This window comes from Leclercia sp. UBA1284, assembly GCF_002308415.1.
In the GTDB taxonomy this organism is placed as follows: Bacteria; Pseudomonadota; Gammaproteobacteria; order Enterobacterales; family Enterobacteriaceae; genus Enterobacter; species Enterobacter pneumoniae.
In genome coordinates, this window is sequence record NZ_DBUS01000006.1 from 665,388 (window position 1) to 687,918 (window position 22,531).

Genomic DNA, 22,531 nt, shown 5'->3' on the forward strand with positions numbered 1-22,531 from the left:
CAGCAGCCTGTGGCACCGCAACAGTATGCGCCAGCACCTCAGCAGCAGCCTGTGGCATCGCAGCAGTTTGCGCCAGCGCCTCAACAGCAGCCTGTGGCACCGCAACAACAGCCGCAAGACAGTCTGATCCATCCTTTATTAATGCGTAATGGTGACAGCCGTCCAGTTCAGCGTCCAACCACGCCGCTGCCGTCGCTCGATCTGTTAACGCCGCCACCGTCTGAAGTGGAGCCGGTTGATACCTTCGCTCTCGAGCAGATGGCTCGCCTGGTTGAAGCGCGTCTGGCCGATTTCCGCATCAAAGCCGATGTCGTGAACTACTCGCCTGGCCCGGTCATTACCCGTTTTGAACTCAACCTGGCACCAGGCGTGAAAGCGGCCCGAATTTCTAACCTGTCCCGTGACCTGGCTCGCTCGCTGTCGACCGTTGCGGTGCGTGTGGTGGAAGTTATTCCTGGCAAGCCGTATGTCGGCCTGGAACTGCCGAACAAGAAGCGTCAGACCGTTTACCTGCGCGAAGTGCTGGATAACACCAAGTTCCGTGACAATCCCTCTCCACTGACGGTGGTACTGGGTAAAGATATCGCAGGCGATCCGGTGGTTGCCGATCTGGCGAAAATGCCTCACCTGCTGGTTGCGGGGACCACCGGTTCCGGTAAATCGGTGGGTGTCAACGCCATGATCCTGAGCATGCTCTACAAGGCACAGCCGGAAGATGTCCGCTTTATCATGATTGACCCTAAAATGCTTGAATTGTCAGTTTATGAAGGCATTCCGCATTTGCTGACCGAAGTGGTCACCGACATGAAAGATGCGGCCAACGCCCTGCGCTGGAGCGTCAATGAGATGGAGCGTCGCTACAAGCTGATGTCTGCGCTCGGCGTGCGTAATCTGGCGGGTTATAACGAGAAGATTGCTGAAGCAGCGCGGATGGGCCGTCCGATTCCGGATCCTTACTGGAAGCCGGGCGATAGCATGGACGCGCAACATCCGGTACTGGAAAAACTGCCCTATATCGTCGTACTGGTGGATGAATTCGCCGACCTGATGATGACCGTGGGTAAGAAAGTGGAAGAGCTGATTGCCCGTCTGGCGCAAAAAGCGCGTGCCGCCGGTATCCACCTCGTCCTGGCGACCCAGCGGCCTTCCGTAGATGTCATTACGGGTCTTATCAAAGCGAATATCCCGACCCGTATCGCCTTTACCGTGTCGAGTAAAATTGACTCCCGTACCATCCTCGATCAGGGGGGCGCGGAGTCGCTTCTGGGGATGGGCGATATGCTCTACTCCGGCCCGAACTCTACCTCGCCGGTCCGTGTTCATGGTGCTTTTGTCCGCGACCAGGAAGTGCATGCCGTAGTGCAGGACTGGAAAGCGCGTGGCCGTCCGCAGTATGTGGATGGCATTACCTCCGATAGCGAGAGCGAAGGCGGTGGTGCAGGTGGTTTCGATGGTGGAGAAGAGCTGGATCAGCTGTTTGACCAGGCTGTTAACTTCGTTACCGAAAAGCGTAAAGCCTCTATTTCGGGCGTGCAGCGTCAGTTCCGTATCGGCTACAACCGGGCAGCCCGTATTATCGAGCAGATGGAAGCGCAGGGCATTGTGAGTGAAGCCGGGCATAACGGTAACCGCGAAGTGCTGGCGCCGCCTCCCTTTGAGTAATGCGGCTGCTTATTGCAAAGATGCGTAAAGCAGCTAAATTTAAGCATTTTCTTCTGTCACCTGCCTGCGGGCAGGTCCAGAATAGTGGACAAAGAGCGCCCATTCCGGGACGACGTTTTTGAAGGACTAACAATGAAAAAAATCGCAATCGCCTGTGCATTACTGAGTAGCCTTGTCACCAGCAGCGTCTGGGCTGATGCCGCCAGCGACCTGAAAAGCCGTCTGGATAAAGTGAGCAGCTTCCATGCCAGCTTTACGCAGAAAGTCACCGACGGTAGCGGGAACGCGGTACAGGAAGGTCAAGGTGACCTGTGGGTTAAACGTCCTAACCTGTTTAACTGGCATATGACCCAGCCGGATGAAAGCATCCTGGTCTCCGACGGTAAAACCTTGTGGTTCTTTAACCCGTTTGTCGAGCAGGCCACGGCGACCTGGCTGAAAGATGCCACCAGCAATACGCCCTTCATGCTGATTGCGCGTAACCAGTCCAGCGACTGGCAGCAGTACAACATTAAGCAGAATGGTGATGAATTTGTCCTGACGCCAAAAGGGAACAATGGCAACCTGAAGCAGTTCACCATCAACGTGAGCAGCAACGGCACCATCAATCAATTTGGTGCGGTTGAGCAAGACGACCAGCGCAGCAGCTATCAGCTCAAATCCCAGCAAAATGGCGCTGTAGACGCATCAAAATTCACCTTTACCCCGCCGCAGGGCGTAACGGTGGATGACCAACGTAATAAGTAAGAGGCGTGAGTGGGCAATCTGTCGCTCGATTTTTCAGATAATGCGTTTCAACCTCTGGCCGCCCGTATGCGGCCAGAAAATTTAGCGCAGTACATCGGCCAGCAACATCTGCTGGCTGCGGGTAAACCGCTGCCACGAGCGATTGAGGCCGGGCATCTGCATTCAATGATCCTTTGGGGGCCGCCGGGTACGGGGAAAACGACCCTCGCTGAAGTCATTGCCCGCTATGCCAATGCAGATGTCGAGCGTATCTCTGCAGTGACCTCCGGCGTTAAGGAGATCCGCGAAGCGATAGAACGCGCGCGGCAGAACCGTAACGCCGGGCGTCGCACCATTCTTTTTGTTGATGAAGTTCATCGCTTCAACAAAAGCCAGCAAGATGCTTTTCTGCCGCATATCGAAGATGGCACCATCACCTTTATTGGTGCGACCACCGAAAACCCCTCTTTTGAATTGAACTCGGCGCTGCTGTCCCGCGCGCGCGTCTATCTGCTTAAATCCCTTACAACCGAGGATATTGAGCAGGTGCTGACGCAGGCGATGGAGGACAAAGCGCGGGGCTATGGTGGTCAGGATATCGTTTTGCCCGATGAGACGCGTCGTGCCATTGCCGAGCTGGTGAACGGCGATGCGCGTCGGGCGCTGAACACCCTGGAAATGATGGCCGATATGGCCGAGCTGGACGGGGCCAGTAAGCGGGTGTTGAAGCCCGAATCATTGACGGAGATTGCCGGAGAGCGCAGTGCCCGCTTCGATAACAAAGGCGATCGGTTTTATGACCTTATCTCCGCTCTGCACAAATCGGTGCGCGGTAGCGCGCCGGATGCGGCGCTTTACTGGTATGCCCGTATCATCAGCGCAGGCGGCGACCCACTGTATGTAGCGCGGCGCTGCCTGGCGATTGCCTCGGAAGATGTAGGCAACGCCGATCCGCGTGCGATGCAGGTGGCCCTCTCAGCCTGGGATTGCTTCACGCGGGTGGGGCCAGCAGAGGGCGAGCGCGCCATTGCGCAGGCCATTGTCTATCTGGCTTGCGCCCCCAAAAGTAACGCTGTTTATACGGCCTTCAAAGCCGCGATGGCGGATGCTCGCGAACGGCCAGACTACGATGTCCCGGTGCATTTACGCAACGCCCCAACCAAGTTGATGAAGGAGATGGGCTACGGGCAGGCGTATCGCTATGCCCATGATGAGCCCAACGCATACGCTGCCGGTGAGGAGTACTTCCCGCAGGAAATGGCACAAACGCGCTATTATCACCCCACAAACAGAGGTCTTGAAGGCAAGATTGGCGAAAAGCTCGCCTGGCTGGCCGGACAGGATCAAAATAGCCCTATAAAACGCTACCGTTAGGTCCATCGTTGCGGTAATGTTGGCACTGTATACCCGCTCGACTTCAAGCTGCATGTGCATTGGCTGCGCTTGCTTGCCGCCTTCGCGCAGCTTGAATTATCCAGGGTCTATTACTGTGACCGCAGGCTGTGGTTACTTTTTCCTCTTTTAATTCGATAAGCACAGGATAAGCATGCTCGATCCCAATCTGCTGCGTAATGAGCCAGACGCAGTCGCTGAAAAACTGGCACGCCGGGGCTTTAAGCTGGATGTAGATAAGCTGCGCGCTCTTGAAGAGCGTCGTAAAGTTCTGCAGGTACAAACTGAAAATCTGCAGGCTGAACGCAACTCTCGATCGAAATCCATCGGCCAGGCGAAAGCGCGCGGGGAGGACATTGAGCCATTACGCCTGGAAGTGAACAAACTGGGTGAAGAGCTGGATCAGGCGAAAGCTGAACTGGACGTTCTTCAGACCGAAATTCGTGATATTGCCCTGGCTATCCCGAACATTCCTGACGACAGCGTCCCTGTCGGCAAAGACGAAAATGACAACGTTGAAGTGAAACGCTGGGGTACGCCTCGCGAGTTCGACTTTGAGGTTCGCGATCATGTGACCTTAGGCGAGATGCACGCGGGGCTGGATTTTGCCGCTGCGGTTAAGCTGACCGGTTCTCGTTTTGTGGTGATGAAAGGTCAGATAGCACATCTGCACCGCGCGCTGGCGCAGTTCATGCTGGATCTGCACACAGAACAGCACGGCTATAGCGAAACCTACGTTCCGTATCTGGTAAACCACGATACGCTGTACGGTACAGGTCAGCTGCCGAAGTTTGCGGGCGATCTGTTCCATACCCGTCCGCTGGACGAAGAGGCTGATAGCAGCAACTACGCGCTGATCCCAACCGCAGAAGTGCCGCTGACTAACCTGGTGCGCGACGAAATCATCGATGAGGACGATCTGCCGATTAAGCTGACCGCTCACTCACCGTGCTTCCGTTCTGAAGCGGGCTCCTACGGTCGTGATACTCGCGGTCTGATCCGTATGCACCAGTTCGACAAAGTTGAGATGGTGCAGATTGTGCGTCCTGAAAACTCCATGGATGCGCTGGAAGAGATGACCGGCCACGCTGAAAAAGTGCTGGAGCTGCTGGGCCTGCCGTACCGTCGTATGGCGCTCTGTACCGGTGATATGGGCTTTGGTGCGTGTAAAACCTTCGACCTCGAAGTGTGGGTGCCGGCGCAAAATACCTATCGCGAAATCTCATCCTGCTCCAACGTCTGGGATTTCCAGGCGCGCCGCATGCAGGCACGCTGCCGCAGCAAGTCTGACAAGAAAACCCGTCTGGTACACACCCTGAACGGTTCTGGTCTGGCTGTGGGACGTACGCTGGTTGCAGTGCTGGAAAACTACCAGCAGGCCGATGGCCGCATCGAAATCCCTGAAGTGCTGCGTCCTTATATGAAAGGTCAGCAGTTCATCGGTTGATTTGCTTTCAAGCATAAAAAGCGCCTACGGGCGCTTTTTTTATCCCTTTGTTTTGACTCGACGCAATAACCCCTCCCTCTAAAGTAGTAATACTTCTCTGCAGATTTGCCAGCACAAAATACTGCTAAAGGGCTAATCTCGTTATTTATATAAGTATATAGCGGTAACTACCGCACTCTCTTTCTTTGTGAGCAACCAGAGCGAATAGCTATGAAAATCAAAGCGCCAGAGGCTTTGCTGACAGCGGAAGTCAGTCGTCGTGGGTTAATGAAAACTACGGCGGTTGGCGGTCTGGCTGTGGCAAGTAGCGCGATCACACTCCCTTTTACCCGTCTGGCATCAGCCGCGAATGCGCTGGCGCCCGCAGGTGTAAATGAAAAGGTAGTCTGGAGCGCATGTACCGTTAACTGCGGCAGTCGCTGTCCACTGCGCATGCACGTTGTTGATGGCGAGATCAAATACGTCGAGACCGACAATACGGGCGATGATAATTACGAAGGGCTGCATCAGGTACGCGCCTGTCTGCGCGGCCGCTCAATGCGTCGTCGGGTCTATAACCCGGACCGTCTCAGGTATCCGATGAAGCGTGTGGGTAAACGTGGCGAAGGGAAATTTGAGCGTATCAGTTGGGAAGAGGCGTTCGATACCATCGCTGGCAATATGCAGCGCTTAATCAAAGAGTACGGTAACGAATCGATCTATCTGAATTACGGAACAGGTACGTTAGGCGGTACCTTAACGCGCTCCTGGCCGCCGGGTAAGACGCTTATTGCCCGTCTGATGAACTGCTGCGGCGGATACCTGAACCACTATGGTGACTACTCCACCGCCCAGATTGCCGCTGGTCTGAACTATACCTATGGCGGCTGGGCCGACGGCAATAGCCCGTCCGATATCGAAAATAGCCAGTTGGTCGTGCTGTTCGGTAATAACCCCGGTGAAACACGCATGAGCGGCGGCGGGGTCACTTACTATGTAGAGCAGGCCCGCGAAAAATCCAGTGCGCGGATGATCATCATTGACCCGCGCTATACCGATACTGGCGCAGGGCGTGAGGATGAGTGGATCCCTATCCGTCCAGGCACCGATGCCGCGCTGATCTCGGCGCTGACATGGGTGATGATCACGGAAAACCTCGTTGATCAGCCTTTCCTCGACAAATATTGCGTGGGATACGATGAAACCACGCTGCCTGCAGGCGCACCGGCTAATGGTCATTACAAAGCCTGGATTCTGGGCCAGGGCAATGACGGTATCGCCAAAACGCCGGCCTGGGCCTCTGCGATTACCGGCATTCCACAAGAACGGATCGTCAAGCTGGCGCGTGAAATCGCCGGGGCGAAACCGGCCTTTATTTCACAGGGGTGGGGGCCGCAGCGCCATGCCAACGGCGAGCTGGTCTCCCGTGCCATTGCCATGCTGGCGATCCTGACCGGTAACGTAGGGATCCATGGCGGCAACAGCGGGGCGCGAGAAGGCTCTTACTCCCTCCCGTTTGAGCGAATGCCAACCCTTGAAAACCCGGTGCAGACCAGTATCTCCATGTTTATGTGGACCGATGCCATCGAGCGCGGCCCGGAAATGACCGCCACGCGCGACGGCGTACGCGGTAAAGATAAGCTGGATGTGCCGATTAAAATGATCTGGAACTATGCCGGCAACTGCCTCATTAACCAGCACTCGCAGATCAACCGCACCCACGAAATCCTCCAGGATGACAAAAAATGCGAGCTGATTGTGGTCATTGACTGCCACATGACCTCGTCTGCGAAGTATGCCGATATCCTGCTGCCGGACTGCACCGCATCTGAGCAGATGGATTTCGCACTGGATGCCTCATGCGGCAACATGGCCTACGTCATCTTTGCCGATCAGGCCATCAAGCCGCGCTTCGAATGCAAAACCATCTATGAGATGACCACCGAGCTGGCGAAGCGCATGGGCGTGGCGCAACAGTTCACCGAGGGGCGTACTCAGGAAGGGTGGATGCGACATCTTTATGAGCAATCCCGCGAGGCGATCCCGGATCTGCTTCCTTTTGACGAATTTCGTAAGCAAGGCATCTTCAAACAACGCGATCCGCAAGGACACCACGTGGCTTATAAAGCCTTCCGCGCTGACCCCGTAGCCAATCCGCTGACCACGCCGTCCGGCAAAATTGAGATCTACTCCGCGCAGCTGGCTGAGATCGCGGCCACCTGGGAGCTGGAAAAAGGCGACGTGATTGATCCGCTTCCGGTTTATAGCCCGGGCTTTGAAAACTATGACGACCCGCAGAGCAAGGATTATCCGCTGCAATTAACCGGCTTCCACTATAAAGCGCGTACTCACTCAACCTATGGCAATGTCGATGTATTGAAGGCGGCCTGCCGCCAGGAGATATGGATCAATCCGCTCGATGCGCAAAAGCGAGGCATAAAAAATGGCGATCGCGTGCGCATCTACAACGGTCGCGGTGAAGTACATATCGAGGCCAAAGTGACGCCCCGCATCTTGCCTGGCGTGGTCGCGTTAGGGGAGGGGGCCTGGTACAACCCGGATGCTAACCGCGTCGATCAGGCGGGCTGCATCAATGTGCTTACGACGCAGCGGCCTTCACCGTTGGCAAAGGGCAACCCATCACACAGTAACCTGGTCCAGGTTGAGAAGGCATAAGGAGTAGCCGATGACCACTCAGTATGGATTTTATATTGACTCCAGCCGCTGCACCGGGTGCAAAACCTGCGAGCTGGCCTGTAAAGATTACAAAGATCTGACCCCGGATGTGAGCTTCCGCCGCATTTACGAATACGCAGGCGGCGACTGGCAGGAGGATAACGGCGTCTGGCAGCAGAACGTCTTTGCCTACTATCTGTCGATTGCCTGTAACCACTGCGAAGACCCGGCCTGCACCAAAGTCTGCCCGAGCGGCGCCATGCACAAGCGGGAAGACGGCTTTGTGGTGGTTAACGAAGAAGTCTGCATTGGCTGCCGTTATTGCCATATGGCCTGCCCGTACGGCGCGCCACAGTACAACGCAGCCAAAGGCCACATGACCAAATGCGATGGCTGTTACGATCGCGTGGCAGAGGGCAAAAAGCCGGTCTGCGTGGAGTCCTGCCCACTGCGTGCACTGGACTTCGGCCCGATCGACGAGCTGCGGCAGAAACACGGCAAGCTGGCAGCCGTTGCGCCGCTGCCGTCGGCGCACTTTACGAAACCAAGTATTGTCATTAAACCCAATGCCAACAGCCGACCGACAGGTGATACCACCGGCTATCTGGCCAATCCGAAGGAGGTGTGAGATGGGAAGCGGATGGCATGAATGGCCGTTAATGATCTTCACGGTGTTTGGGCAGTGCGTGGTGGGCGGCTTTATTGTCCTCTCATTGGCGCTGTTAAAAGGGTCGTTGCGGGCAGATAAACAGCAACGGCTGATAGGCACCATGTTTGGGCTATGGGTGCTAATGGGAATCGGTTTTATCGCCTCTACCTTGCACCTGGGTTCGCCGATGCGGGCATTCAACTCCCTGAATCGTATTGGTGATTCGGCACTCAGCAACGAAATTGCCAGCGGCGCACTCTTTTTTGCGGTTGGCGGGCTTGGCTGGCTGCTGGCGATGGTGAAAAAACTGCCTGCGGGCCTGCGTACACTGTGGTTGATCGTCACCATGGTGCTCGGCGTGATCTTCATCTGGATGATGGTGCGGGTCTATAACACCATCGATACGGTACCGACGTGGTACAGCGTCTGGACGCCACTGAGCTTCTTCCTGACCCTGTTTATTGGCGGGCCGCTGCTGGGTTATCTGTTACTGCGTATAGCGGATGTTGACGGCTGGGCAATGCGTCTGCTGCCGGTCATCACGCTTATTGCATTGACGGTAAGCGTGGTGGTGGCGCTGATGCAGGGGGCAGAGCTGGCGACTATCCATAGCGCTATCCAGCAGGCCTCGTCGCTGGTACCGGCATACGGTTCCCTGATGGCCTGGCGGGTGGTGATTCTGGTCGCCGCGCTGGTGTGTTGGATTGTGCCCCAACTGAAAGGGAATCAGCCTGCGCTGCCGCTTCTCTCACTGGCTTTTATACTGGTGTTGGTTGGTGAAATGATTGGCCGTGGGGTCTTTTATGGTCTGCATATGACGGTGGGTATGGCTGTCGCAAGTTAACGCGTTTTTTTGTTATATCAAGCCGGGCCGTCGTGCCCGGCTTTCTCTTTTTTCTTCATGAAATTTTTCAACTGAGCGTTTCGCTTGCAATAAACATTAAATCAATAAAAACAGTGGGATGAATTCTGCTGAGTGCGCCACATTGCTTAGCAGGATTAGTTTTATCAATCGACGTGGAACAAATCGTGCGAGGCCCTGAGACCAGTGGATTGACTTTGTTTTTACCAGTGGCATGATGCGCACGAAATCTATACTTCCTCACGGTTTTTAATCCATGTCCACCTATACCCGGCCAGTGCTGTTACTGCTCTGCGGCCTTCTTTTGTTGACGCTGGCGATTGCGGTGTTAAATACCCTCGTCCCGCTTTGGCTCGCCCATGAAAACTTACCGACCTGGCAGGTGGGTATGGTTAGCTCGTCTTTCTTTACGGGTAACCTGCTTGGCACCTTAATGACGGGAAGCCTGATCAAACGTTTTGGTTTTAACCGTAGCTATTATGTGGCGTCGCTGATATTTGCCGTGGGATGTGCCGGATTAGGGCTGATGGTGGGCTTCTGGAGCTGGATGGTCTGGCGTTTTATTGCGGGCGTGGGCTGCGCGATGATCTGGGTGGTCGTGGAAAGTGCGCTGATGTGTAGCGGAACCTCCCGCAACCGTGGGCGTCTGCTGGCTGCCTATATGATGGTTTACTACATCGGTACCGTGCTGGGACAGTTAATGGTCAGCAAATTCCCGACCGACTTGATGAGCGTGCTGCCGTGGGTCACCGGCATGGTGCTGGCGGCGATCCTGCCTCTGCTCTTTACGCGTATTGTGAACCAACATAGCGAACATCAGGAAGCCACGCACGTCTGGCCGATGCTGAGATTGCGCCAGGCGCGTCTGGGCGTTAATGGATGTATTATTTCCGGCATTGTACTGGGTTCACTCTATGGCCTGATGCCGCTCTATCTGAATCACCAGGGCGTCAGCGATTCCGGAATTGGCTTCTGGATGGCGGTGATGGTCAGTGCCGGCATCGTCGGGCAGTGGCCTGTCGGCCGCCTTGCCGACCGTTTTGGTCGCCTGCTGGTTTTGCGCGTACAGGTCTTCGTGGTGATCATGGGTTGTCTGGCGATGCTTAGCAACGCGGCGATGGCGCCCGCGCTATTTATTTTAGGTGCTGCGGGCTTTACGCTCTATCCGGTGGCGATGGCCTGGGCCTGCGAGAAAGTAGAACATCATCAGCTGGTCGCAATGAACCAGGCGCTGCTGCTGAGCTACACGATTGGCAGTTTGTTGGGGCCCACCTTTACCGCCATGCTGATGCAGAACTATTCCGACAATTTGTTGTTCATCATGATTGCCAGCGTGTCGTTTATCTATCTGTTAATGTTGCTGCGCAAAGCGGGCAAGCATCCAACCCCGGTGGCACATGCCTGATTAAATAAAAGCCTGTCGATGACAGGCTTTTTTGTCCTCATCACATATCAGAGTTTTACGCATTGTTTGTTTATTACGCCAGGTAATAATTCACACGAGTACTACCACAATAAGGCAGCAATCATGTCTACTCGTCGTTTTACCACTACAACGCTGGCGATAGTGTTGTCCTTAAGCTTTGCAACCGCACCTGCGATGGCTAATCCAGGAAATGGGAATGGCCACGGTAACGGGCAAGGTAATAGCGGCAATCATGGCAATGGCAATGCCAATAAAGGTAATGCTGGCAACCCGGACCATAAACAAAAAAACGGTCATCAGAACCAGGGCAAATCAAATAAAAGCGTCAGGGATGATGTCGATGCCCGCGTCAGCTACGATCATGCCCGTCACCTGGCGTTGAATTACGGCTTAACGGGGTATGATTCACTGCCGCCGGGGATTGCGAAAAATCTTGCGCGCGGCAAACCTTTGCCTCCGGGCATCGCGAAAAAAACCGTTCCGGCGTCGATGCTGGGGCAATTACCCTCTTATCCGGGCTATGAATGGCGCGTGGTCGGGAAGGATCTGGTCTTAATTGCGCTGAGTACGGCGATTGTGACCACCATTATTAATGGCGTCTTTGACTAATAAATAATACGCCCGGTGAATACCGGGCGTATTTGTTAATACATGACCTTATGACCGTACTGCTCAAGAATGCCTTTTACGCGTTCCATGGTCTCTTTCTTCGGCGGCTTAACGCCGTCCAGCTTATACTCTTCGCCCATTGCCACCCATTTGTGTTTTCCCAACTCGTGGTATGGCAGCAGCTCAATTTTTTCGACATTACCCATATCGCGGGTAAATTCTCCCAGACGATGGGCAGAATCGTCATCGTCTGACCAGCCTGGCACCACGACGTAGCGGATCCAGGTTTTGATGCCTTTGCCGGAGATGTATTTCGCAAACTCCAGGGTACGATGGTTCGACACGCCAACCAGGTTCTGGTGTATCTCATCGTTCATCTGTTTGAGATCGAGCATCACCAGGTCGGTCACTTCCAGCAGTTCATCAATGACGGGATCGTAACGACGCACAAAGCCATTAGTATCGAGGCAAGTATGGATGCCTTCTTCGTGGCAGGCCCGGAACCAGTCGCGGACAAACTCTGCCTGCAGGATGGCTTCACCTCCTGATGCCGTCACGCCGCCGCCGGAAGCATTCATAAAGTGGCGGTAGGTTACCACCTCTTTCATCAGCTCTTCGACTGTAACTTCTTTACCACCGTGCGTATCCCAGGTATCACGGTTATGGCAGTACAGGCAGCGCATCAGGCAGCCCTGGAAAAAGGTGATAAAACGGATGCCCGGGCCATCGACGGTGCCACAGGACTCAAAGGAGTGAATGCGACCAATAGTTGACATTGCGGTGATATCTCCAGCTTCGGCCCGTCCGGGGCCGGTTATGTGCACAGCTCGTGCTGACTGTGTCGAGTCTATTTTGGCTGTTATCCATCAAGTATAGATAGCGGGCAAAAGAGACTGTTGCGGGGAGGTGTTAAAAAGGCCCCACTTGCGTGGAGCCTTTATTGTACGCGCTTTACCGCGTGATTTCAGTCAATTCCCGTTACATGGATTGAGTGAAAGTACGGGTAATGACGTCTTTCTGCTGTTCTTTAGTCAGCGAGTTGAAACGTACTGCGTAGCCAGATACACGGATGGTCAACTGAGGATATTTCTCAGGATGTTCCATCGCATCGAGCAGCATTTCACGGTTCATGACGTTCACGTTCAGGTGCTGACCACCTTCGATGGACGCTTCGTGGTGGAAGTAACCATCCATCAGGCCTGCCAGGTTGGTCTTACGTACTTCGTCGTCTTTACCCAGCGCGTTTGGCACGATGGAGAAGGTGTAAGAGATACCATCTTTCGCGTAGGCAAACGGCAGTTTAGCAACGGAGGTCAGAGAGGCAACGGCACCTTTCTGGTCGCGACCGTGCATTGGGTTAGCACCTGGGCCGAATGGCGCGCCAGCACGACGACCATCTGGGGTGTTACCAGTTTTCTTACCATACACAACGTTAGAAGTGATGGTCAGAACAGACTGGGTCGGGATAGCGTTACGGTAAGTAGTGAGTTTCTGAATTTTCTTCATGAAACGTTCTACCAGGTCCACCGCCATGTCATCAACGCGTGCGTCGTTGTTACCAAACTGCGGGTATTCGCCTTCGATTTCGAAGTCGATAGCCAGACCGTCTTCGTCACGAATTGGTTTAACTTTCGCATATTTGATAGCAGACAGGGAGTCAGCCGCAACGGACAGACCTGCGATACCACATGCCATGGTGCGAACAACGTCACGGTCGTGCAGCGCCATCAGAGAGGCTTCGTAGCTGTACTTGTCGTGCATGTAGTGGATAACGTTCAGTGCAGTCACATACTGCTTAGCCAGCCAGTCCATGAAGTGATCCATGCGGTCCATGACTTCGTCATAGTTCAGCACGTCGCCTTTGATTGGCTCAGACTTAGGACCTACCTGCATTTTCAGTTTTTCATCAACGCCGCCGTTGATTGCGTACAGCATGGTTTTCGCCAGGTTTGCACGCGCACCGAAGAACTGCATTTGCTTACCAACAACCATTGGGCTTACGCAGCAAGCGATAGCGTAGTCATCGTTGTTGAAGTCAGGGCGCATCAGGTCATCGTTCTCGTACTGCAGAGAAGAGGTATCGATGGACACTTTAGCGGCGAATTTCTTGAAGTTCAGTGGCAGTTTTTCAGACCACAGAACGGTAATGTTTGGCTCCGGAGAAGGACCCATGGTGTACAGGGTGTTCAGGAAGCGGAAGCTGTTTTTGGTTACCAGCGTACGACCGTCAACGCCCATACCGCCGATAGATTCGGTTGCCCAAATTGGGTCACCAGAGAACAGTTCGTCGTACTCAGGGGTACGCAGGAAGCGAACCATACGAAGTTTCATGACCAGGTGGTCAATCATTTCCTGAGCGTCTTGTTCGGTGATTTTGCCCGCTTTCAGGTCACGTTCAATGTACGCATCCAGGAAGGTGGATACGCGACCGAAGGACATGGCGGCACCGTTCTGAGACTTAACGGCGGCCAGGTAGCCGAAGTAGGTCCACTGGATAGCTTCCTGAGCGTTAGTTGCAGGACCAGAGATATCGCAGCCGTATTTCGCTGCCATCTCTTTAATCTGACCCAGCGCACGATGCTGTTCAGCAATCTCTTCACGCAGACGGATAGTCGCTTCCAGGTTTACGCCGTTTTCCAGATCAGACTGCAGGGATAGGAACTGGGAGTATTTGTCTTTCAGCAGGAAGTCGATACCGTACAGCGCAACGCGACGGTAATCACCGATGATACGGCCACGGCCATACGCATCTGGCAGACCAGTCAGAACGCCAGATTTACGGCAGTTCAGAATATCTTTGGTGTAAACATCGAATACACCCTGGTTGTGGGTTTTGCGGTATTCGGTGAAGATTTTTTTCAACATTGGGTCCAGCTCGCGGTTATACGCTTTGCAGGAACCTTCAACCATTTTGATACCACCGAACGGGATAATCGCACGTTTCAGTGGGGCTTCAGTTTGCAGACCAACGATTTTCTCAAGGGCTTTGTTGATGTAGCCAGCATCGTGAGAAGTGATGGTGGAAGCAACGGAGGTGTCAAAATCAACTGGCGCGTGAGTGCGGTTTTCCAGTTTAACGCCTTCCATTACGCTGTCCCACAGCTTGGTGGTCGCATCAGTTGCGCCAGCCAGGAAGGATTCGTCACCTTCATACGGGGTGTAGTTTTTCTGAATAAAGTCACGGACGTTGACTTCATTCTGCCAGTCACCTTTCGCAAAACCTTCCCAGGCTGTGGCTAACTTTTCATTAAGCTCGGACATGTAACACCTACCTTCTTAAGTGGATTTTTTATTTACTGCCTGAGACATCATCAATGATGATTATCGCCACGCAGGTAAATGACCCAGTATGTCAACCCGACCAGCAGACCCCCACCGATAATGTTCCCGATAGTGACAGGGATCAGGTTATCTGTGATGAAATTCATAATAGTCAGGTGAGAGAAACTTTCCGGGGAAGAACCGATAGCGGTCCAGAACTCCGGGCTTGCAAAATTACGGATGACGATGCCCATCGGGATCATAAACATGTTTGCAATACTGTGCTCAAAGCCGCTGGCGACAAACATGGCGACAGGCAGAACCATAATCATGGCTTTGTCCATCAGGCTACGGCCGGAGTAGCTCATCCAGACCGCCAGGCAGACCATCAGGTTTGCAAGGATACCCAGCGCCACGGCTTCAATAAATGTATGGTGCATTTTGTGGTCAGCGGTCTGCAGGACATTTAGCCCCCATCCGCCGTTGGCTGTCATATATTCACCCGACAACCACATCAACAGTACAAACAGCAGGCAGCCAATCAGGTTGCCGATGTAAACGTTGACCCAGTTTTTCGCTAACTGCCCCCAGGTAATCTTACCGCTCGCTTTGGCGACAACGATCAATACCGTGGAGGTAAAGAGGTCGGCGCCGCAAATGACGCAAAGAATCAGACCCAGCGAGAAGCAAATGCCGCCAATCAGTTTCGCGATACCAAAGGGCATAGCGGCGGTGCCGGTGGTAGCAGTGATGTAGAAAACGAAGGCTATGGAGATGAACACACCGGCAGTAATCGCCAGGAAAAACGTGGTCATCGGCTGTTTCGTTGCTTTATAGACACCCGCTTCTTCGGCAACTTTCGCCATGGCAGCTGGGAGTAAAAGATCAAAAGGGTTGTCAGCTTTCACACTAACTCTCTCTTTATTAAGTCGGCGACGAGATACTAACAAAGCATTATAGAAGAGAAATTGATATAGATCATATCTCGCCTGGCTTATAGGCCCGCACTCTGCATGGTTTTACAGCAAAAGCGGAGTAAGTATTTGATTATCCGTATAAAAATAAATTTTAAAAGTTATAAAATGATTTGATTTTTTTCTTTCGCCGTCCTCCATAACAGTTAATTATAATGGAGTATTTACTATAAAAAGTTACAACAATATCCAGGCCGCTATTATTATAGTTACCGTTATTTAACTTTATTATTACAATTAAACTTGATTGCCTTATAAATAAAAAACGGGGCAATTAAATTGCCCCGTAATATAACGTAGGCGACGGAATACGCCTACTCTCTATAATGCTATTTGCGGTTATTTTGCCCAGTAAGCGCTTTTGGCTTTCTGCAGTTTCTCGTAGGCTTTTAACAGCGACTGATGCGCCGGGAAGGCTTTCAAATCGCTGTCCACTGCCTGCAGGCCGTAGAACGGTGCCTCACCACTCAGGGCTGCACTGGCAGCCTCAACGGCGTCTGCGCCATACATACGAACGAAGGCGTGCAGATACTGCAGCGGCTCACGCTCTTCTTCCTGAGAGAGCAGCAGCAAGGTCTGCAGGCAACGGTAGTAGTTCGCACGCTCAGCCGAGAAAATAGAGCCGTTGAACTCAATGGTCCATTCAACCCAGGTCAGAGCCTGCTCCAGATCGCCGCCCGCCAGGGCCAGCATTGCCTTTAGCTCACCGATGCGCAGGGTGTACCAGCCGTTGTCTTTACCGGTTGCCAGCCCCAGCAATTCACGTACGCGAGTAAAATCGTCATTACCTTCGTCATCGAGTTGGGTGATGAGGTTGAGATAATCTTCTTTTTCCCAACGGCTTTCCGGGAGGGAGAGCAGGGTTTCGCGCAGATGCGTGCCCATGGTGTTATTGGCCAACCACAGATCTTCAACCGGATAGATATCAGACATGCCCGGCGCAAGAATACGGCAAGCATAGACACCCAGATGTTCGTAATCGGCGATATACACTTCCTGATCTTCTTCACGGAAGATAGCCATCAGCGTGGCGAATTCCTCTTCGGTGGTGCCGGAGAAGCTCCAGTCCACGAACGGGTAATCTGCATCCTGCTTGAACATATCCCAGGAGATCAGACCGCTGGAATCGATAAAGTGGGTTTCAAGGTTAGCGTGTTCAGCGACTTCTTCGTCGTCAAAGGTGGGTGGCGTAAAGACGTCGAGATCTTTCAGACCGCGGCCCTGCAGCAACTCGGTAACCGTACGCTCAAGCGCTACGCCGAAGTCTGGGTGCGCGCCAAAGGAGGCAAAGCAGGTCCCGTTGGCCGGGTTAAACAGTACCACACAGATAACCGGGTATTTACCGCCCAGCGAGCCGTCATACGCGAAAATAGGGAAACCTTCGGCTTCCAGTTTAGCAATGGATTCCACCACGCCCGGGTAACGCGCAAGAACCTCGCTCGGGATCTCCGGCAGGCTGATTGATTCGGCGATAATGCGGTTTTTGATATGACGCTCAAACACTTCAGACAGACCCTGCACACGCGCTTCGTTGCGGGTGTTACCGGCGGACATACCGTTAGAGACATACAGGTTGCCAACGATATTCATTGGAATATAGACGGTCTGTTCGTCGGACTGACGGGTAAACGGCAGGGCACAAATCCCACGCTCATCATTGCCGGATTGCAGATCCACCAGCATGCTGGCGGTCAGTTCGTTGTCCAGATCGTAAAACGCGCGCAGACGATCGTCCAGAATACCTTCCGGCAGCTCGTCATCTTCGGTCAGCGGGAACCACTTCTCGTTCGGATAATGCACAAACGGGCCGTTGGCAATGGTGTCGCCCAGCCAGAAATCCGCAAAGAAATAGTTGGTGGAGAGACGCTCAAAGTACTCACCCAGCGCAGAAGCCAGGGCCGCTTTTTTCGTGGCGCCTTTACCGTTAGTAAAGCACAAGGCACAGTCTTTATCGCGAATATGCACGGACCAGACGTGAGGTACAGGGTTCAGCCAGGACGCTTCTTCAATATTAAAGCCCAGATCGGTCAGTTTTTGCTGGAAGCGTGCGATGGAATCTTCCAGAGCGGCGTCTTTGCCGGGGATAAAGGTTTGGGTCATGATTAGTCAGTTGTTGATGGCAGGATGCGCAATAATACGGCTTTTAAGGAAGGATGGCTATTAACGGGAGAGTGTCAGGGCATGGGGTGACCACATACCCTGGAAGATTAAAGAATAGGGGCGCAGATACTCACGATCATTGCGGCACCCGACAGACTGGTCCCAACAATTCCGGCCGCCATAACGGCGAAGCCAATGCCCAGCGTAAAGGGCCCGGCGATAGCGCCAAGCACAATAGTGGGAATAAACGCCCCCAGACCAAGGCCGGCCGGTAAAGATAGCAGCCCAAAGCCACCACTGACGACGCAGATTTCGTCACAGGTTAATTCACGCATAAAAAATCCTTTTCAATGAGTTTTGATTTCCAGACGAAAGATTTTAGGGAACAGGAATACCGGGAGTAAATCCCGCGATTGGGAGCAACGTCTGAAATCAGAAGAAATCAGATTTGATTTAGCCCCTGAGCAGCGCAGTCAGGCGGCGGAAAGCGGAACCTGAGCTATGCTTACAGGGAGTAACTTACTGTAAAGGAACAACAAAAATGAAAGCGTTCGATCTCCAACGGATGGCATTCGATAAAGTCCCTCCTGAATTTTTAGGTGAAGTTGCGCTGCGTAGCCTCTATACCTTTGTTTTGGTGTTTCTATTTCTCAAAATAACCGGTCGACGCGGCGTGCGTCAGATGTCGCTTTTCGAAGTGTTAATTATTTTAACCCTGGGCTCCGCGGCCGGAGACGTCGCGTTTTATGACGACGTGCCGATGGTGCCCGTGTTTATTGTTTTTGTGTCACTTGCCTTGCTCTACCGACTGGTGATGTGGCTGATGTCTAAAAGTGAAAAGCTGGAAGACCTGTTCGAAGGGAAGCCGGTCGTTATCATTGAAGAGGGGCAACTGGCCTGGGAAAAAGTGCAAAGCGCGAATATGACGGAGTTTGAGTTCTTTATGGAGCTACGTCTCAACAGCGTTGAACAACTGGGCCAGGTCCGACTGGCTATTATGGAAACCAATGGGCAGATCAGCGTCTATTACTACCCCGATGACGAGGTCAGGCCCGGGCTGTGTATCTTGCCGGATATGCTGATTGACCGTTTTAAGACCGTACCTGAGAGCGGGCAGTATGCCTGCATAAAGTGTAGCCATGTCGTGTCCATGCAGGCAGGCGATCATATGTTATGCCCACGCTGTACCAATCCAGAATGGACGAAGGTTAGTCGGGCCAAACGGCTCGCCTGACAGCCAATTTGTCGGTTTTGTGACAGGGCGGTGGTAGATTGTATTGTGTGACCTGCGCCACATTTCCAGGGTCATAAGTTTTAGACATTGCGGCGCGTGTCACTGAATGATAAAACCGATATCCACAGTTATAACTTATTGCTTTAAGCGTGGTGAGGGGAAATGGCTCAGGTCTTTAATTTCAGTTCAGGTCCGGCAATGTTACCGGCAGAGGTACTTAAGCAAGCTCAGCAAGAGCTGGTTGACTGGCAGGGTCTCGGTACGTCGGTGATGGAGATTAGCCACCGTGGTAAAGAGTTTATCCAGGTGGCGGAAGAGGCAGAAAAGGATTTTCGCGATCTGCTGAACATTCCCTCGAACTACAAAGTATTGTTCTGCCACGGCGGGGGACGCGGTCAATTTGCTGGCGTTCCGCTGAATATTCTCGGTGACAAAACCACGGCAGATTACGTGGATGCGGGCTACTGGGCGGCAAGCGCAGTAAAAGAAGCGCACAAATACTGTACGCCGAACGTTATCGACGCCAAAGTCACCGTCGACGGACTGCGCGCTGTGAAGCCAATGCGCGAATGGCAGCTTTCTGATAACGCCGCGTATCTGCACTACTGCCCGAATGAAACCATCGACGGTATTGCCATTGATGAGACCCCGGACTTCGGTAAAGATGTTGTCGTTGCCGCCGATTTCTCCTCCACTATCCTTTCCGCGCCGCTCGATATCAGCCGCTTCGGTGTTATCTACGCTGGCGCGCAGAAGAACATCGGCCCGGCGGGTTTGACAATCGTCATCGTACGTGAGGATCTGTTGGGTAAAGCCCATACAGCTTGCCCATCCATTCTGGACTACACCGTGTTGAACGATAACGACTCTATGTTCAACACCCCGCCAACCTTTGCCTGGTATCTTTCCGGCCTGGTCTTCAAGTGGCTGAAGCAAAATGGCGGTGTGGCGCAGATGGATAAAATCAATCAGCAGAAAGCTGAACTGCTTTATGGCACCATCGATAAGAGCGACTTTTACCGCAACGATGTGGCTAAAGCCAACCGCTCCCGCATGAACGTCCCGTTCCAGTTGGCGGATAGCAATCTGGATAAAGTGTTCCTGGAGGAGTCCTTCGCTGCGGGTCTGCATGCGTTGAAAGGCCACCGCGTCGTCGGCGGAATGCGCGCCTCTATTTATAACGCGATGCCGCTGGAAGGCGTGAAGGCCCTGACCGATTTCATGATCGACTTCGAACGTCGTCACGGTTAATCGCGCTGTTTTCACCCCCGCAGCATCGCTGCGGGGTTTTTATTAAGTTGAGTTGAGAGTTAAGTTTCATGGAATCCCTGACGTTACAACCAATCGCGCGAGTAGACGGCACCATCAATCTGCCGGGTTCAAAGAGTGTTTCGAACCGCGCCCTATTGCTGGCTGCGCTGGCAAATGGCACGACAGTCCTGACCAACCTGCTGGATAGCGATGACGTACGTCATATGCTCAATGCGTTACAAGCGTTGGGCGTTCACTACACGCTCTCTGACGATCGAACCCGTTGTGAAGTTACTGGTAACGGTGGGGCGCTGCGCGCTGCCGAAGAGCTCGAGTTGTTCCTGGGTAACGCCGGCACCGCTATGCGCCCCCTGGCCGCAGCCCTGTGTCTGGGTAACAGCAATATTGTGCTGACGGGCGAACCGCGCATGAAAGAGCGTCCGATTGGTCATCTGGTGGATGCCCTGCGTCAGGGCGGCGCGAGAATTGACTATCTGGAACAGGAAAACTATCCACCACTGCGCCTGCGCGGAGGCTTCACCGGCGGTCATGTTGAGGTAGATGGCAGCGTTTCCAGCCAGTTCTTAACCGCGCTGCTGATGACCGCGCCGCTGGCACCACAGGACACCGTGATTACCATCAAAGGCGATCTGGTCTCTAAGCCCTATATCGATATCACGCTGCATCTGATGCAAACTTTCGGCATCGAGGTGGAAAACCACGCTTATCAGCGCTTCGTAGTGCGCGGTGCACAGCAGTATCAATCTCCGGGCCACTATCTTGTTGAAGGCGACGCCTCTTCCGCCTCCTATTTCCTGGCCGCGGGGGCGATTAAGGGCGGCACCGTTAAAGTAACCGGCATCGGCCGTAATAGTGTGCAAGGCGATATCCGCTTTGCAGACGTTCTGGAGAAGATGGGCGCCACGGTGACCTGGGGGGAGGACTTCATCTCCTGTACGCGTGGCGAACTCAACGCCATCGACATGGACATGAACCATATCCCGGATGCGGCGATGACCATTGCGACGGCAGCGCTTTTCGCAAAAGGGACCACCACGCTGCGTAACATCTATAACTGGCGTGTGAAAGAGACCGACCGTCTGTTTGCAATGGCAACCGAGCTGCGCAAAGTGGGCGCAGAGGTAGAAGAGGGCGAAGACTACATCCGCGTTACACCGCCGGCACAACTGCAGGTGGCTGAAATCGGCACCTATAACGATCACCGCATGGCGATGTGTTTCTCGCTGGTGGCGCTCTCGGATACCCCGGTGACCATTCTCGATCCGAAATGTACCGCGAAAACCTTCCCGGACTACTTCGAACAGCTGGCGCGCATCAGTACGCTGGCGTAATCATCCTTTGCCGCATCATCGGATGCGGCATTTCCTTACGTTTCCTGACCCACACTCCCGCGCATTTCTTCTACACTCTGCTTCATTAATTTCGTTATTTGCACGCAAAGGTAACAGTTGCGCAAGATGACGCGTATAATGCGCGGCGTTTATATGAACGGTATGCCTTATTTAAGGAGAAAACGATGACGGCAGTTGCCCCGGTAATCACCATTGATGGGCCAAGTGGCGCAGGGAAAGGTACGCTGTGCAAAGCTATGGCGGAAGCATTGCAATGGCATCTTTTAGATTCGGGAGCAATCTATCGCGTACTGGCTTTGGCTGCGCTGCACCACCATGTGGATGTCGCCTCTGAAGAGGCGTTGGTCCCGCTGGCTGCGCATCTGGATGTTCGTTTTGTCTCGACCGACGGCAACCTTGAAGTCATTCTCGAAGGTGAAGACGTGAGCGGTGAAATCCGCACCCAGGAAGTGGCCAATGCGGCTTCGCAGGTTGCCGCCTTCCCGCGCGTACGTGAAGCCTTGTTACGACGCCAGCGTGCATTCCGTGAAACACCCGGTTTGATCGCCGACGGTCGCGACATGGGAACCGTGGTTTTCCCTGATGCGCCTGTGAAAATTTTCCTTGATGCCTCATCGGAAGAGCGAGCGCAACGCCGCATGCTTCAGTTGCAGGAGAAGGGGTTTAGTGTTAACTTTGATCGCCTTTTATCCGAGATAAAAGAACGTGATGACCGCGATCGTAACCGCGCCGTCGCGCCACTTGTTCCTGCAGAAGATGCGTTAGTGCTGGACTCTACCAGTTTAACTATTGAGCAAGTGATTGAAAAAGCGCTACAATATGCGCGCCAGAAATTGGCTCTCGCGTAATCGCGACCGATTTAGTAGTACCCCCGCTGCAATGGATTGACGGCGGGTATGTGAAACAACCC

At 53.5% G+C, this 22,531-nt stretch carries 17 protein-coding genes and 1 pseudogene; 13 read left to right on the top strand and 5 right to left on the bottom strand.

What is annotated here, in order from left to right:
- From ftsK to B3511_RS06415, 9 genes and pseudogenes are all read left to right on the top strand, one after another.
- Positions 1 to 1,662: pseudogene (ftsK, locus tag B3511_RS06375) on the top strand (DNA translocase FtsK); the annotation flags it as partial.
- Between the two features lie 132 nt (positions 1,663 to 1,794).
- Positions 1,795 to 2,409 (top strand): outer membrane lipoprotein chaperone LolA, encoded by a 615-nt coding sequence (gene lolA, locus B3511_RS06380; protein ID WP_040076344.1) that lies wholly within the window; start codon positions 1,795 to 1,797, stop codon positions 2,407 to 2,409.
- A 9-nt stretch (positions 2,410 to 2,418) separates the two neighbouring features.
- A complete protein-coding gene (rarA, locus tag B3511_RS06385) occupies positions 2,419 to 3,762 on the top strand; it encodes a replication-associated recombination protein RarA (RefSeq protein WP_286777784.1) in 1,344 nt (447 codons plus the stop codon).
- A gap of 172 nt (positions 3,763 to 3,934) precedes the next feature.
- The gene (gene serS / locus B3511_RS06390; protein WP_040076342.1) at positions 3,935 to 5,227 is read left to right on the top strand and encodes a serine--tRNA ligase; all 1,293 of its coding nucleotides are present in this window, start codon (positions 3,935 to 3,937) and stop codon (positions 5,225 to 5,227) included.
- A gap of 210 nt (positions 5,228 to 5,437) precedes the next feature.
- On the top strand, positions 5,438 to 7,882 hold the full coding sequence (dmsA, locus tag B3511_RS06395) for a dimethylsulfoxide reductase subunit A (RefSeq protein WP_286777785.1): 2,445 nt from the start codon (positions 5,438 to 5,440) through the stop codon (positions 7,880 to 7,882).
- Between the two features lie 10 nt (positions 7,883 to 7,892).
- Positions 7,893 to 8,510 (top strand): DMSO/selenate family reductase complex B subunit, encoded by a 618-nt coding sequence (locus B3511_RS06400; protein WP_040075798.1) that lies wholly within the window; start codon positions 7,893 to 7,895, stop codon positions 8,508 to 8,510.
- A 1-nt stretch (position 8,511) separates the two neighbouring features.
- Positions 8,512 to 9,375 (top strand): dimethyl sulfoxide reductase anchor subunit family protein, encoded by an 864-nt coding sequence (locus tag B3511_RS06405; protein WP_212477498.1) that lies wholly within the window; start codon positions 8,512 to 8,514, stop codon positions 9,373 to 9,375.
- Positions 9,376 to 9,649: 274 nt separating this feature from the next.
- On the top strand, positions 9,650 to 10,798 hold the full coding sequence (locus B3511_RS06410; protein ID WP_046887192.1) for an MFS transporter: 1,149 nt from the start codon (positions 9,650 to 9,652) through the stop codon (positions 10,796 to 10,798).
- Positions 10,799 to 10,921: 123 nt separating this feature from the next.
- Positions 10,922 to 11,428 carry an anti-virulence regulator CigR family protein gene (locus B3511_RS06415; RefSeq protein WP_286777786.1) on the top strand — a complete coding sequence of 169 codons (507 nt, stop codon included), beginning with the start codon at positions 10,922 to 10,924 and terminating at the stop codon, positions 11,426 to 11,428.
- Between the two features lie 35 nt (positions 11,429 to 11,463).
- On the opposite strand, the gene pflA is transcribed toward B3511_RS06415, so the two are convergent.
- The 5 genes from pflA to B3511_RS06440 all read right to left on the bottom strand — a co-directional run bounded on the left by pflA (position 11,464) and on the right by B3511_RS06440 (position 18,098).
- Positions 11,464 to 12,204 carry a pyruvate formate lyase 1-activating protein gene (pflA, locus tag B3511_RS06420; RefSeq protein WP_040076337.1) on the bottom strand — a complete coding sequence of 247 codons (741 nt, stop codon included), beginning with the start codon at positions 12,202 to 12,204 and terminating at the stop codon, positions 11,464 to 11,466.
- Between the two features lie 202 nt (positions 12,205 to 12,406).
- Positions 12,407 to 14,689 carry a formate C-acetyltransferase gene (gene pflB / locus B3511_RS06425; RefSeq protein ID WP_046887190.1) on the bottom strand — a complete coding sequence of 761 codons (2,283 nt, stop codon included), beginning with the start codon at positions 14,687 to 14,689 and terminating at the stop codon, positions 12,407 to 12,409.
- Between the two features lie 50 nt (positions 14,690 to 14,739).
- Positions 14,740 to 15,597: a formate transporter FocA gene (focA, locus tag B3511_RS06430; protein ID WP_046887189.1), complete on the bottom strand. Its 858-nt coding sequence runs from the start codon at positions 15,595 to 15,597 to the stop codon at positions 14,740 to 14,742.
- A gap of 405 nt (positions 15,598 to 16,002) precedes the next feature.
- Positions 16,003 to 17,763, bottom strand: a complete 1,761-nt coding sequence (ycaO, locus tag B3511_RS06435) for a 30S ribosomal protein S12 methylthiotransferase accessory factor YcaO (protein ID WP_046887188.1) — start codon at positions 17,761 to 17,763, stop codon at positions 16,003 to 16,005.
- A 107-nt stretch (positions 17,764 to 17,870) separates the two neighbouring features.
- The gene (locus B3511_RS06440) at positions 17,871 to 18,098 is read right to left on the bottom strand and encodes a hypothetical protein (protein WP_207293363.1); all 228 of its coding nucleotides are present in this window, start codon (positions 18,096 to 18,098) and stop codon (positions 17,871 to 17,873) included.
- A gap of 206 nt (positions 18,099 to 18,304) precedes the next feature.
- Here B3511_RS06440 and B3511_RS06445 point away from each other — a divergent pair, with 206 nt between their 5' ends.
- From B3511_RS06445 to cmk, 4 genes are all read left to right on the top strand, one after another.
- Positions 18,305 to 18,997, top strand: coding sequence for a DUF421 domain-containing protein (locus B3511_RS06445; RefSeq protein WP_286777787.1), 693 nt, complete (start codon positions 18,305 to 18,307; stop codon positions 18,995 to 18,997).
- Positions 18,998 to 19,159: 162 nt separating this feature from the next.
- Positions 19,160 to 20,248, top strand: a complete 1,089-nt coding sequence (serC, locus tag B3511_RS06450; RefSeq protein ID WP_040076331.1) for a 3-phosphoserine/phosphohydroxythreonine transaminase — start codon at positions 19,160 to 19,162, stop codon at positions 20,246 to 20,248.
- A 68-nt stretch (positions 20,249 to 20,316) separates the two neighbouring features.
- A complete protein-coding gene (gene aroA, locus B3511_RS06455; RefSeq protein ID WP_286777788.1) occupies positions 20,317 to 21,600 on the top strand; it encodes a 3-phosphoshikimate 1-carboxyvinyltransferase in 1,284 nt (427 codons plus the stop codon).
- A 185-nt stretch (positions 21,601 to 21,785) separates the two neighbouring features.
- On the top strand, positions 21,786 to 22,469 hold the full coding sequence (gene cmk / locus B3511_RS06460; RefSeq protein WP_040076329.1) for a (d)CMP kinase: 684 nt from the start codon (positions 21,786 to 21,788) through the stop codon (positions 22,467 to 22,469).
- Positions 22,470 to 22,531: the final 62 nt, after the last annotated feature.